14 protein-coding genes are annotated in these 13213 nt (G+C 61.7%); 5 read left to right on the top strand and 9 right to left on the bottom strand.

What is annotated here, in order from left to right:
• Nucleotides 1-57: 57 nt before the first annotated feature.
• The 3 genes from DevBK_RS19955 to DevBK_RS19945 form a co-directional block, all read right to left on the bottom strand.
• Complete coding sequence (locus DevBK_RS19955; RefSeq protein ID WP_317186753.1) at nt 58-909, bottom strand: fumarylacetoacetate hydrolase family protein; 852 nt, start codon at nt 907-909, stop codon at nt 58-60.
• An 82-nt stretch (nt 910-991) separates the two neighbouring features.
• A complete protein-coding gene (locus DevBK_RS19950; RefSeq protein WP_062629282.1) occupies nt 992-1426 on the bottom strand; it encodes an RbsD/FucU family protein in 435 nt (144 codons plus the stop codon).
• 16 nt (nt 1427-1442) lie between these two features.
• A complete protein-coding gene (locus tag DevBK_RS19945) occupies nt 1443-2129 on the bottom strand; it encodes a GntR family transcriptional regulator (RefSeq protein ID WP_317186752.1) in 687 nt (228 codons plus the stop codon).
• 168 nt (nt 2130-2297) lie between these two features.
• On the opposite strand from DevBK_RS19945, the gene DevBK_RS19940 reads away from it, so the two are divergent.
• Nucleotides 2298-3848, top strand: a complete 1551-nt coding sequence (locus DevBK_RS19940) for a UxaA family hydrolase (protein WP_410494115.1) — start codon at nt 2298-2300, stop codon at nt 3846-3848.
• 7 nt (nt 3849-3855) lie between these two features.
• Here DevBK_RS19940 and DevBK_RS19935 read toward each other — a convergent pair whose 3' ends face one another.
• The 3 genes from DevBK_RS19935 to galE form a co-directional block, all read right to left on the bottom strand.
• Entirely contained in the window at nt 3856-5013 is a 1158-nt protein-coding gene (locus tag DevBK_RS19935; protein WP_317186751.1) for an SGNH family hydrolase, read from the bottom strand.
• Nucleotides 5014-5082: 69 nt separating this feature from the next.
• The gene (locus tag DevBK_RS19930; protein WP_317186750.1) at nt 5083-6276 is read right to left on the bottom strand and encodes a lytic murein transglycosylase; all 1194 of its coding nucleotides are present in this window, start codon (nt 6274-6276) and stop codon (nt 5083-5085) included.
• 8 nt (nt 6277-6284) lie between these two features.
• Nucleotides 6285-7271, bottom strand: a complete 987-nt coding sequence (galE, locus tag DevBK_RS19925) for a UDP-glucose 4-epimerase GalE (protein WP_317186749.1) — start codon at nt 7269-7271, stop codon at nt 6285-6287.
• 104 nt (nt 7272-7375) lie between these two features.
• On the opposite strand from galE, the gene galU reads away from it, so the two are divergent.
• Nucleotides 7376-8260, top strand: coding sequence for a UTP--glucose-1-phosphate uridylyltransferase GalU (gene galU, locus DevBK_RS19920; RefSeq protein WP_317186748.1), 885 nt, complete (start codon nt 7376-7378; stop codon nt 8258-8260).
• Nucleotides 8261-8272: 12 nt separating this feature from the next.
• On the opposite strand, the gene DevBK_RS19915 is transcribed toward galU, so the two are convergent.
• From DevBK_RS19915 to DevBK_RS19905, 3 genes are all read right to left on the bottom strand, one after another.
• Complete coding sequence (locus tag DevBK_RS19915) at nt 8273-9643, bottom strand: outer membrane beta-barrel protein (protein WP_317186747.1); 1371 nt, start codon at nt 9641-9643, stop codon at nt 8273-8275.
• Nucleotides 9644-9729: 86 nt separating this feature from the next.
• On the bottom strand, nt 9730-10179 hold the full coding sequence (locus DevBK_RS19910; RefSeq protein ID WP_061907587.1) for an NfeD family protein: 450 nt from the start codon (nt 10177-10179) through the stop codon (nt 9730-9732).
• A 12-nt stretch (nt 10180-10191) separates the two neighbouring features.
• Entirely contained in the window at nt 10192-11190 is a 999-nt protein-coding gene (locus DevBK_RS19905) for an SPFH domain-containing protein (RefSeq protein ID WP_200940866.1), read from the bottom strand.
• 203 nt (nt 11191-11393) lie between these two features.
• On the opposite strand from DevBK_RS19905, the gene eda reads away from it, so the two are divergent.
• The 3 genes from eda (at nt 11394) to modA (ending at nt 13208) form a co-directional block, all read left to right on the top strand.
• Nucleotides 11394-12029, top strand: a complete 636-nt coding sequence (gene eda, locus DevBK_RS19900; RefSeq protein ID WP_061907589.1) for a bifunctional 4-hydroxy-2-oxoglutarate aldolase/2-dehydro-3-deoxy-phosphogluconate aldolase — start codon at nt 11394-11396, stop codon at nt 12027-12029.
• A 19-nt stretch (nt 12030-12048) separates the two neighbouring features.
• The gene (locus tag DevBK_RS19895) at nt 12049-12411 is read left to right on the top strand and encodes a winged helix-turn-helix domain-containing protein (protein WP_244483966.1); all 363 of its coding nucleotides are present in this window, start codon (nt 12049-12051) and stop codon (nt 12409-12411) included.
• A gap of 68 nt (nt 12412-12479) precedes the next feature.
• Complete coding sequence (gene modA / locus DevBK_RS19890) at nt 12480-13208, top strand: molybdate ABC transporter substrate-binding protein (protein ID WP_062629291.1); 729 nt, start codon at nt 12480-12482, stop codon at nt 13206-13208.
• Nucleotides 13209-13213 lie beyond the last annotated feature (5 nt).

The following is a 13213-nucleotide window of genomic DNA, read 5'->3' as shown; positions in this document are numbered from 1 at the left end:
CGAGATGTCTGCGGGAGGGAAGGGGACCACGTTGTCGGCGATCCCAAAGAGTGCAGCTCAGGCGCTATACGCCTTCACATTCTGCTTCTGCTCACCGAGGCCCTCGATGCCGAGGTGCATGACGTTGCCAGGTTTGAGCCAGACGGGGTCGGGTTTGATGCCCATGCCGACGCCGGGCGGGGTGCCCGTGGTGATGACGTCGCCGGGCTGGAGGCTCATGAACTGGCTGACATAGGAAACGACCTTGGCAACGCCAAAGATCATCGTCTTGGTCGAGCCGTTCTGGTAGCGGTGGCCGTCGACTTCGAGCCACATGGAGAGGTTCTGTGGATCGGCGACTTCGTCCTTGGTCACGAGCCAGGGACCGATGGGCCCAAAGGTGTCGGCGCCCTTGCCCTTGTCCCACGTGCCGCCGCGTTCGGTCTGGAAGTGGCGTTCGGAAACGTCGTTGCAGACGCAATAGCCGGCGACGTGATCGAGCGCATCGGCTTCTTCGACGTAGCGCGCTTCCTTGCCGATGACCACGGCCAGTTCGACTTCCCAATCGGGCTTGATGGCATTTTTGGGGATGATGACTTCGTCATTGGGGCCGATGATGGCGCTCGTCGCCTTCATGAAGATGATCGGCTCTTCGGGGATTTTTGCGCCGGTTTCGGCAGCGTGGTCGGCGTAGTTGAGGCCGATGCAGATGAACTTGCCGACATTGGCGACGCAGGGGCCGATGCGCTCGGATGCGTCGAGCTTGGGCAGGAGGTCGATATCCGTGCCTGCGATCTTGGCGAGGCCCTCGGGAAGGAGCGTTGAGCCGCCGATATCGCCGACCACGCCGGTGAGGTCGCGGATCGAGCCATCCTGGGCGAGAATGGCAGGCTTTTCGGAACCCTTGGGGCCGACGCGGAGCAGTTTCATTGGCAAAAATCCTCTTCGGTGTCGCCTGTTGATGGAGGCGGGTGGTCTTGATGTCGAGCGCGACTTTAGTTCGCCGCGATGATCAGGCCTTGGGGCGGATGATGCCCTTTTTCAGAATGATATTGGCGTAGAGTCGGTGTTCGCCGGTCTGGACGACGGCGACGGCTTTCTTGGCGCGATCATAGAAGGCGAAGCGTTCGATCGTTGAAAAACTCTTGGCCGGCTCGTGGCGGCGGATGATCTCTTCGAAGGTGTCGTAGATGGGTTCGCGCTGTTCGGGATGATCGACGACGGCCATGCCGATGGCGGTTTCCTCGACGAATTCATCGAGTGGCATCAAGGTCAGGATGGCCTCGAGCATGTCGGTGGCGGAAATGCCGTCGGCGCGGTGGACGTTTGGGCCCAGAAATTCGGCGGGGAAATTGGCGTCGGCGATGACGATCTCGTCGCCATGGCCCATGGCGCGGAGGGTGGCGAGGAGTTCTGGGCCGAGAATGGGCGGGATAAGCTTGAGCATAGTATCTCCAAAAGGATCAGCCGAAAGGGAAGTCGCCGTCGTCGAGCGCGCCTTCGGCGCCATCAGCAAACATTTGCGGGTGCTCGCGGGCGAAGGCGAAGAGTTCGACCATGACGGCATCGATATGGGCGCGGATCGCGGCGATGGCCTGTGGCGTGTTGCCGGCGACGATGCCATCGAGAATGGCCTGATGCTCGGCGATGGTGAGGGCGAGACGGCGCGGTGTGATGATCAGGCGGCGGGCGCGGTCGAGATTGGCGCGCGCTTTATCGATGATGGCCTTGACCTTGGTCATCCGCATCGAGCGGAAGATGATGTCGTGAAAATCGATGTCGATCTGGTGGAAAGTTTCGCTGTCGTCGCAGGCGGCGGCGGCGCGCTGATCGGCCATGTTGGTCTGAAGTGCGGCGACCAATTCGGCATCGTGCCGACCAATGAGAACGCGGAGCGCTTCGCTTTCAAGGCCCTTGCGGATCAGCATATATTCGCGGACGTCGGCGATGCGGACGAGAGAGACGGTGGAGCCGCGCTGCGGCGCGATGTCGACGAGGCCTTCTTCGGCAAGCCGCGCAAAGGCCTCGCTGACGGGGAAGCGCGAGACGTCGAAATGGGCGCAGATACCGGCCTTATCGAGCACGCTGCCGGGCGGCAGTGCCAGCGTAACAATGCCTTGCCGCAGGGCCTGCGTCACCTCGGCAGTCACATTGCCGCGCGTTAAGGTCGGCGGCCGTGTCAAAAAAGAATAAGAACTAGTATGGTTGTTCATGCTAACATGTTAGTTAGTGCGCAGCCGTCCCGCAATGGCCCAATCTGACTGCGATGGGCCAAAGCGTAAAGCACCCGTTGAGACCTCTTTCTGCCGGAACGCCCCATGTCCGAAACCATGACCCGCCCGCAAGGCAAGACCCTGACGCTGAATGGCGCCGACAACATCGCCGTGGCGCTGGCCAATCTCGATCCCGGCACGGAGACGGCGCAGGGCGTTTCGATCGTCAAGCGCGTGCCGCGCGGGCACAAGTTTGCGACGCGGCCGATCGCGGCGGGCGAGGCCATCGTCAAGTTCGGGCAGATCATCGGTTTTGCCAAGGTCGGCATTCCTGCCGGCGATTGGGTGCATGAGCACAATTGCGGCATGGGCGGGCCAGACGGCACGCTCGAACACGACTATGCCTTTGCCGAGGGCGCGGTGCCGGTGGAATTTTTGACGGGGCCCGCGCAGGCGACGTTCCAAGGCTATCGCCGGGCCAATGGCAAGGTCGGCACGCGCAACTATATCGGCATCCTGACATCCGTGAATTGCTCGGCGACCGTCGCCAAGTTCATGGCTCAGGCGATCAACAATTCTGGCATTTTGGACGATTATCCCGAGATCGACGGCATCATTCCCTTTGTCCACGGCACGGGCTGCGCCATGGACAATCAGGGCGAGGGCTATCAGATCCTGCGGCGCACGCAGTGGGGCTATACGGCCAACCCCAATCTCGGCGCTGCGCTGCTAGTGGGCCTTGGCTGCGAAGTGTTCCAGATCGAGCGGATGAAGCAATCCTACGGGATGACCGAGACCGACACGTTCCAATCCATGACGATCCAGGAGATCGGCGGGACCAAGAAAATGATCGATTGGGGCGTCGAACAGATCAAGGAAATGCTGCCGATCGCGGCAAGGGCAAAGCGCGAGACAGTGCCGGCTTCTGAACTGACACTTGCCCTGCAGTGCGGTGGCTCCGATGGTTATTCGGGGATCACGGCAAATCCGGCGCTTGGCGTCGCGGCCGATCTTCTGGTGCGCAATGGCGGGACGGCGATCCTTTCGGAAACGCCCGAGATCTATGGCGCCGAGCACCTGCTCACCCGCCGCGCGGTCAATCGGGAAGTGGGTGAAAAGCTGCTTTCGCGCATCAAGTGGTGGGAGGATTACACCCAGCGCAATGGCGGCGAGATGAACAATAATCCGTCCCCCGGCAACAAGGCGGGCGGGTTGACGACGATCCTTGAAAAGTCACTCGGCGCTGCGGCCAAGGGCGGCACTACGCCGCTGACGGCGGTCTATGAATATGCCGAGCCGGTGACCGAAAAGGGTTTTGTGTTCATGGACACGCCGGGCTTCGATCCGGTTTCGGCAACGGGGCAGGTGGCGGGCGGTGCCAATATCCTCGCCTTCACCACTGGCCGAGGCTCGGCCTATGGCTGCAAGCCGGTGCCGTCGATCAAGCTTGCGACCAATTCCGAACTCTATGGCCGCATGACCGACGATATGGACGTCAATTGCGGCGATATCGTCGAGGGTGTTTCCATCGAGGCCAAGGGGCAAGAGATTTTCGATCTCATGCTGCGCGTGGCCTCGGGCGAAGAGACGAAGTCCGAAAAGCTTGGCTATGGCGACAACGAATTCGTGCCATGGCAGGTTGGCGCGGTGATGTAAGGCGAGCCTAGCGCTCGCCCTCGTTCGCTGTGTCGGCGCTCGGGTCGATCCCGACGCCAAAGGCATCGACCCGGCCGATTGGGGCAGCCATCAGCTGCTCAAGCGTAAAGCCGTTATCGTTGGCGGCTTGCGGCGCAGCGATGAGGAGATCGGCGGCGCGTTGCGGGGCGCGGCTGATCGGAACGACGGCTCCGGCAACTTCCAAGAGACGCGTCTGACCCTGGCCTTGATAAGGTGGGCGCAGCATAGCGGCAGCGTCCGTGCCGAGAAGTGGGTCGGCGACAGCCACGGTCAAGCCGCCGCCGCGATAGAAGGTGCGGATGGACTGGCTGATATAAAAGGCGAGCTTGTCGGCGCCCGCAGTCGAGAAATGAATGCCGTCATCCTTGCGCATGCGGGTGTTCTGGCCGTTCACGTCCGGGCCCTGGGACGAATATTTGCCGTCCTCGCCGAGAAAACGATCATAGATATCGAGATATTCGGCGCCGCCCGAAAAGGCCGCCATTTTGAAGAGCGCGCTGATCTGGCTCATGGCAGCAGAATATTCGGTCTTTGACATGGGTGGCAGGCCAACCCAGATCACCGGTTTCCGCGCAGCGCGAAGCTGGCCGAGGAACGTGTTGACGCGGGCCTGATAGGCGGCGGTCCATTGCGGGGTCAGGGACTGATAGCTTTGGCCGTCGACCTTGATCTCCTGGCGATCATTGACGCCGATGATGACGACAGCGAGATCGAAGCTATCCGCGGCAATCTGTTCGCCGACCGTCTTGTTCCAGTCGAAATAGTCATCGCGCACGAAGCCGGAGGAGCCGACGCCCTGGTTGATGACGACGAGATTTGGGTCTTCGGCGTAAAAGCGCTCGAGCGCCTTGGCGAGATCGACGGCGAGGGAATCGCCGAAGACGGCAAGGCGCGTGGCGTTTTCGGCTTTTTCGACTTGCGGTTTTGGCGGGGGCAGGGCGGCAACTGGCGCGGCCTTCCGCGGCGCTTGCTGCTGGACCGGGGGCGGCGCCTGCTGGGGCTCATCGCCAAAAAGTACGTCGAACAGCGTGCGGCGCTTTTGCTGCTGGGCGACCTCGAAACGCTGCTCGGCCTGCGCGAAAGAGGGCGCGGTCTCGACGGCCGCGAACAACACGATCAGCAGGAAAAGGACAATGCGCTTCATAAGTGGTCCCGCAACATCGTTTGGGTCTAGCAGAGGCAAGAGGCCAAGGCCATGCCGCTCGCCATGGCGTTACTGCGCCGCAGCGAGGGCATCGGCGGCGGCGCGGGTGATGAAACCATCGGCAATCTCGCCGCGGGCCGCCTGGAACCGGGCATAAGCCGCTTGGGTGATCGGGCCGAGGCGGCCATCGACGGCACCGTCATAAAGGCCGAGACGCTTGAGCGACTGCTGAATGGACTTGCGCTGAGCAATGTTGGGGAAAGCGGTATCGCGCGGCCAGGGTGCTGCAAAAGTGCCGCCGCCCTTGAGCCGATCGGTCAGATGGGCGACCGCCATGGCGTAGCTGTCCGAGAAATTATAGCCTTTTAGGACCAGATAATTGGCCGTCATCAGGAATTTCGGGCCGCGATGCCCTGTCGGCACATAAAGAAAAACGGGCGTGTTAGCATCGGCAAACGGACGGCCGGAGACGCGGGTAACGCCGCGCTCGGCAAAGAAGCTGATGGGGCGGAGCTGGTCGCGCGTCGCAAGGAGATAATCGAAACCTTGCGGGACTTCGACCTCAAAGCCCCAATCCATGCCCGGCTGATAGCCGAGATCGCGGAGAAACTTGGCGGAGGTGGCCAGGGCGTCGGCGAGCGATGTGTGAAGATCGACGCGGCCGTCACCATCGCCATCGGCGCCATGGGCAATGACATTGGTCGGATTGACCTGGAGGTGTCCGATGGCGCCGGCCCATGACCCTATGGGCGAGATGCCGCCATTGCGCTGGGCGAGGAGAAGAGCGGCAAAGAAATCGGCCTTGTCCTCAGCGTAACGCGTGCGCTGCTGATAGGTAACGGTGGCGAGCGAGCGGACGATGGGGCGGATCAGGCTGTCATTGGAGAGCACGGCGCCATAATCAGTCTCGATGCCCCAGATGGCGCCGAGGAGATAGGGATCGACGCCATATTGCTGGCCAATGGTCGAGAAGAGATTGGCGTTGCGTTCGAGCGCCGCGCGACCGCGGCCGATGCGGCCATCGGTGACCCGGGTTTCGATATAGTCCCAGACCGGGGCGGTGAACTCTGGCTGGGTCTCGACGAGATTGGGCACACGCGGATCGGGCGTCAGTCCCTGCGTGAGAGCATCATAGGTCGAAGCATTGACCCCGCTCGCAACGGCTTCCGGCTTGAGGCCCGCAAGAAACCGGCTGAACGCGGCGTCCTGAGCGAAGACAGGTGTCGCCAGAAGGCTGAGGGCAAGGACGGCCGCGCGCAGCATTTTGTGCATCAGCGATTGCGGGTCATGAGATGGCGTTCCCAATTATAGGCGGTGTCGACGATCTCGTTGAGATCGTCATGCTTGGGCACCCAACCGAGCAGCGAACGGACCTTTTCGCCGGTGGCGGTGATGGACGCCGGATCACCAGCGCGGCGCGGACCTTCTTCGGCACGGAAATTGATGCCCGAGACTTTTCGGACCGTTTCGACCACTTCGCGCACCGAATAGCCGCGCCCATAGGCGCAGTTAAGCGTCGTGCTTTCGCCGCCCTGGCGCAGGTGGCTGAGCAGCAGGGCATGCGCCGCAATCAGATCGGTGACGTGGATATAGTCCCGGACGCAGGTGCCGTCTGGCGTTTCATAGTCGGTGCCAAAGATATCCATCTTTTCGCGCTGGCCGAGCGCGGTCTGGCAGGCGACCTTGATGAGGTGGGTCGCAAGCGGCGTCGACTGACCGGAGCGCTTCTGCGGATCGGCGCCGGCGACGTTGAAGTAGCGGAGCACGCCAAAGGTCAGCGGATGAGCCGCTGCCACGTCGGCCAGCATCCACTCGGTCATGAGCTTGGAGCGGCCATAAGGCGACATGGGATTGAGCGGGGTATCCTCGACGACGGGCGCCAAGCCGGTCATGCCGTAAACGGCTGCGGTCGAGGAGAAGATGAAGTGTTTTACGCCGCCCTTGACCGCCGCCTCGATGAGGTTGCGCGAGGTCGCGGTGTTGTTGGCGTAGTATTTGAGCGGATTGGTCACCGATTCCGGCACGACGATGGAGCCGGCGAAGTGAATGATTTCGGTGATGCCGTATTTTTCGATGAGGCCAACGACGAAATCGACGTCACCGGCATTGCCCTGCTCGAAGCGCGCGCGGCCATCGATGGCCCAATCGAAGCCAGTGATGAGGTTGTCGAGGACGATGACGTCTTCGCCGGCATCGGCCAGATTGAGAACCATATGGCTGCCAATATAGCCTGCGCCGCCGGTAACCAATATCGCCATTTGTCCCAATCCTACCCAGAAAAAACTGTTGTCGCGAGGCGCTATGTATCAGATGTTGCCCGGCAAGCGACAGCATTGCGCAATAGTGTCAAAGGGAAGTTTCCGTGTCCAAACGCGTCCGTACCGCCGTCTTTCCCGTCGCAGGCCTCGGAACCCGCTTCCTGCCTGCCACCAAGGCCATGCCGAAGGAAATGCTGACGGTCGTCGACCGGCCCCTTATTCAATATGCCGTCGATGAAGCCCGCGAAGCCGGGATCGAGCACTTTGTTTTCGTCACCGGCCGCAACAAGGGCGTCATCGAAGATCACTTCGACCGCCAGTTCGAACTTGAAGCGACGCTGGAATCGCGCGGCAAGACCGCAGCGCTTGACGAGTTGCGCAAGGACCTGCCATCGGCCGGCCGCACCAGCTTTACCCGCCAGCAGGAGCCACTTGGGCTCGGCCACGCCGTCTGGTGCGCGCGCGATATCGTGGGCGACCAGCCTTTTGCCCTGCTGCTGCCGGACATGATTTTCCAGGCCAAGCCCGGTGTCCTCAAGCAGATGATGGACGCCTATGAAGAAAGCGCCGGCAATATCATCGGCGTCGAGCAATGCGCCTGGGAAGATGTGTCGTCCTATGGTGTCGTCGTGCGTGGCGAAGGCTCGGACAAGGGCTTTGCCATCAATGGCATGGTCGAAAAGCCCAAGCGCGAAGACGCGCCGTCCAATCTTTTCATCTCGGGCCGCTATATCCTGCAGCCGGAAATCTTCTCGCTGCTCGCCGAGCAGACCCGCGGTGCGGGCGGCGAAATCCAGCTCACCGATGCCATGCAGACCCTGATGAGCCAGCAGCCGTTCACCGGTGTCAAATATGAAGGCAAGGTCTTCGATTGCGGCTCGAAGCTCGGCTTCCTGACGGCCAATGTGGTCTTTGCGCTCGATCGTGGCGACATCCGCCCCGGCTTCATCGAAGAACTGCGCAAGCTCGATCTCGAAAACCACCTCTAAGGCAAGATCGCCTTAGCGCGAAATGGTGACGCCCAGGCTGACCTGATGGCTCTGGGTGTTGCCGCTCGTGATATTGTCGCTATTGGCATAGCCATAATCGGCGTTGAGGCTCGTGTGCTTGTTGAACACGTAGTCCGCGCCGCCGCCGAGGGCGAAGCGACGGTCCGTGGTGCCCGTCCCTACAAGCTCTGAATTGCTCCAGTCAGCCGAAGCGCGGACGCGCAGCCAACTGTTAATGTCATATTGTGCGCGGGCAAAGGCCGCATATTGGATGCGGCCCGTGCCGGGGTTGTCGGCGCCAGCGGGTGACAGGGTCGTGTCGAGGCCCGCCGTGAGCTTGACGGTCGGGTCCGGCGTATAGCTGACTTCAAAACCGTAAAGCTGGGCGCGGAAGGCGCCGAGGCTCGCTTCATCGAAGACGCGTTCGCCAACGCCGACCGAGGCGCTGGCCGACCAGGCTGTGTTCCACTTGCCGGCAATGCCGGCCCGCAGGCTGCGATTGGTCGCGTTGGGATAGACGCCAAGGCTCGCTGTCTGGACGTCGAAAATGTCGCGCTGCACTTCGCCCTGGCCGAAGACTTCCAGAACCGGCGTGAACTGGTAGCCTAGGCGCAGCGCGCCGTTGCCGGACCAATAATTCTGCTCGGAATTGTCAGTAACGCCGGTGTCGGTGCGCGTGGTCGGGCCATAATTCACCCGATCGATCCCGCCGGTAATCCCGACATTGAAGTGGCCAAAGCGCCGGTCGACACCAAGGTCGATGCCGCCGGTGACGATTTGCGGTGGGGTGATCACGAAGGGAGAGAGGCCAACTGCGCCGGGCAGGTCCTGCGAGAGGCCAATATTGGCGCCGGCTTTTACCGAAGTATTGGAATCGATTGGAGCGGTGGCCGAGAGCGAGAGGCCGCCAGCCGTGACCGTGATGGCATCCTGGCCATTGGCCTTGGCGATTTCGGCAGAACCGGAAAAGACAAGATCGGCAATGCCGCCATTGTGCGTGGCGGTGAATTGCGGCGTCAGGCGGGTGACAAACGTTTCCTGGCCATTGGAGGTCGTATAGGTGCCACGCAGGCCCACGGACCAATCAAGCGGCACTGTTTCAGGCGCGTCGTTGGCGACGGCAAATTCGGGGGGCACAGGCTGGACCGGATAGACGCCCGGGCGGAGGCGATCCTCCGTCACATCTTCCGGCTCATCGGTCATGCGGCGCGTCGTGGTGGCGTTGGTTTGGCCGGTCTGATTGGTCTGGCCGGTCGTGGTTGATTGGCTTGTGTCGGTTATCTCGTCGGTGACGACAAGCGCGGGGGCGGCAAAGACAGGGCTTGCCAGCATGCCGGCAAGCACGCTCAAGGCAATGGTCCTGTTGTGCTGCCTCTTGGACACGCCGCGCTCCAAAACAGGGCGCCTCCAAAACGGAGGGCTCCGCGCGCGATCCTTTCAGCTTATGGTTAACGAACCCTTGCCGAGGCCTAAATGGCCTCGACGCGAAGCACCGCGCCATCGCTGCCGGTGATGCGGATGCGGCTGCCCGCAGGCAGGTCCGGCCCGGCCACACGCCAGACGGTGTCGTCGAGCGTCAGCCGGCCAAAGCCACCGGCTATCGGCTGTTCAAGCACGGCCTCGCGGCCGATGAAGCGATCGGCCCGGCGGTTGAGATAGGGGCTATCGGTGTCCGTCGAGCGGCTCCGGCTAAACCGGGTCCAGAGGAGGATGGCGATAAGCGCCAAGACAGCGAACATCAGCCATTGCCAGGGCCAGGCGATCGGCTCGATGAAAACGACGATGCCGGTGACAATGCCGGCAACGCCGAGCCAGACGAGAAAACCGCCCGGCACGACGAGTTCGAGACCAAGAAGCACGAGGCCGGCGATGATCCAGGCCCATGGCGCGTTGGCAGCGAGGAATTGGATGAGGGCCATGCCGGGTTCGCCTTAGCTTGGGTTTGGCTCGCGCGGGGTTTGGCCAGCAACCGGCGGCCGCGCGACGGGACGGGTCGGCTGGGCCTGGCGCGCTTCGCCGCCACCAAAGGTTTCGCGAGCGATTTCGGCAATGCCGCCGATGGCGCCAATGACGCTCGACGCCTCGACCGGCAGCATCAGGACCTTCTGGTTGGGCGAGGTGGCTAGCTTGCCCAGCGCTTCGATATAGTTGTTGGCAACGAAATAGTTGATGGCTTGCACATTGCCCGAGGCGATGGCGTCCGACACCATCTGGGTTGCCTTGGCTTCGGCCTCGGCAGAACGTTCGCGCGCTTCGGCATCGCGGAAAGCGGCTTCGCGACGGCCTTCGGCTTCCAGCACCTGGGCCTGCTTTTCGCCCTCGGCCTTGAGAATGGCGGCCTGGCGGCTACCTTCTGCTTCAAGAATGGTGGCGCGCTTTTCACGCTCGGCCTTCATCTGGCGGCCCATGGAATCAACGAGATCCTTGGGTGGATCGATATCCTTGATCTCGATGCGCGTGATCTTGACGCCCCAGGGCGAAACCGCGGTATCGACCACGCGCAGCAGGCGCTCGTTGATCTCGTCGCGGTGGCTCAAAAGCTCGTCGAGGTCCATCGAGCCCATGACCGTACGAATGTTAGTCATGGTCAGGTTGAGAATGGCGTTTTCGAGATTGGCCACTTCATAGGCCGCAGCCGCCGCATCGAGGATTTGGTAAAAGGTCACGCCATTGGCCGTGATCGAGGCATTGTCGCGGGTGATGACTTCCTGGTGGGGAACGTCGAGCACCTGCTCCATGACATTGATCTTCTTGCCGATCGTGTCGATGAACGGGACGATGATATTGAGGCCTGGCTTCAGGGTCCGCGTATATTTGCCGAACCGCTCGATGGTGTAGTTGTAGCCCTGCGGCACTGTCTTAGCGCCGGCGAACAGCACCAGGATGATGAGGATACCAAGGAAGATCAGCGTGATGCTGAGCCCATCCAGAGCGAAACCGTCAAATCCCATGATGCGTGCTCCCACAATGTTATGTGGTTCTTATCTAAGGATATAGTGACAGTTAGGCAATCAGCGAGCGGCTCGACGGCAATTGGCTTTTTTGACGGGGCAATAGTGTTCTGTCTTGCGGGGCAGACGATCTCAGCCTAACCCTTCAGCCGAACTGTTCTTTGCTGTGAGAAGAGAAGCCCATGCCGCAGGACGCAACCGCCATCCGCTCTATCCTGTCCCTGGCGCCCGTCGTGCCTGTCATCATTCTCGATGACGTGTCACAGGCGCGCCCCCTCGCAGAAGCGCTGGTGGCCGGTGGTTTGCCGGTGCTCGAAGTGACGCTGCGCACGCCCAATGCGCTCAAGGTCATGGAAGAAATGGCCAAGGTTTCCGGCGCCATCGTCGGCTCGGGCACGGTGCGGAATGCGGCGCATATGAAGGCATCGGTCGATGCCGGCTGCCGCTTCATGGTCTCCCCCGGTGCGTCGCCGCGCCTTCTCGATGCCGCTGACGATGTCGCCATCCCGCTTCTCCCTGGCATCGGCACCCCGACGGAGGCCATGGCCGCGGCCGAGCGCGGTTATTCCTTCCTCAAATTCTTCCCGGCCGAAGCCCTTGGCGGCGCGCCGGTGCTGAAAGCCTTCGCCTCGCCACTCCCAGACATCACCTTCTGCCCAACGGGTGGCATCGATGTCGTGAAGGCTAAGACCTATCTCAGCCTGCCCAACGTCATTTGCGTCGGCGGTAGCTGGATCATGCCGGCCGATGCCCTCGCGAGCGGCGACTTCGCCCGCATCGAAGCGCTCGCCAAGGAAGCAAGCGCGCTTAAGGCTTAATGCGATCAAGGAGGTGAGTGTGGACAAGACAGCGTCCGGTCTCGGTCACCTCCGCATCGTGCTTTCCGACAAGGCCTATATCGGGCCCGGGCGGGCGGATCTGCTCGAGGGCATTGCGGCGACCGGGTCGATCTCGGCGGCGGGCAAAGCGATGGGGATGAGCTATAAGCGGGCCTGGAGCTTGGTGCAGGCGCTTAATGAGGGATTTGGTCGGCCGCTGGTCGATACTGTCCGGGGCGGTGCGGGGCAGGGTGGGGCGCAACTGACGGCTTTGGGCCAGGAGGTGCTGGCGCGCTACCGGGCGATGCAGGTCGCGACGGAAGCAGCGATTGCCGCCGATGTCGCGGCCCTCCGCGCAGCAATATCCGATATTTCCGAGTAAACATATCGCTTGCGCCTTTGATATGTTTCCGCCATCGATATGGCCGATCGAACATATCGGAGGCGTCCTTGTCCCGTCTGCTGCTTTCCCTTGCCGTTATCGCCACCACTGCAACGCCGGCCTTTGCCGAAACCGTCAATGTCGCGGTGGCTGCCAATTTCACCGCCGTCGCTGAAGAGCTGAAAACACTCTTCGAAGCCAAGGGCGAGCATCAGGTGGAACTGAGCTTCGGTGCGACCGGCCAGCTTTACACCCAGATCACCCAGGCCGCGCCATTCGGCGTGTTTTTGGCGGCCGACGATACGCGCCCGCAAAAGGCGATCGATGAAGGCTTTGGCGTCGAAGGCACCAATTTCATCTATGCCGAAGGCCAGCTCGCGCTTTATGGACCGGGGCGGGATCTCAGCGACGGCGAAGCGGCGCTCAAGGCTGACTTCAACAAGCTCGCCATCGCCGATCCGGAAGCCGCGCCTTATGGCAAGGCAGCCATCGAAACGCTGACCGCCCTTGGCCTTCTCGAAACGCTGACACCTAAACTCGTGCAGGGCGAGAACATTTCCCAGACTTTGCAGTTCATCGAAAGCGGCAATGCCGAACTCGGATTCGTGGCCGCTAGCCAGGTGATCGGCAAGGGTGAGCAATGGATCGTGCCGGCCGAATTGCATGAACCGATCGCGCAGGGCGCGGTGCTGCTTAAGGAAGGCGAAAACAATCCCGCTGCGGTGGCTTTCCTCGATTTCCTCAAATCAGATGAAGCAGTGTCGGTTATCGAAGCGGCGGGCTATACCGTTCCCTGATGGAT

The sequence above is a fragment of the Devosia sp. BK genome (genome assembly GCF_032907385.1).
In the GTDB taxonomy this organism is placed as follows: Bacteria; Pseudomonadota; Alphaproteobacteria; order Rhizobiales; family Devosiaceae; genus Devosia.
The sequence above is the reverse complement of the archived record's forward strand: the minus strand, read 5'-3'. Positions and strand labels throughout refer to the sequence as shown.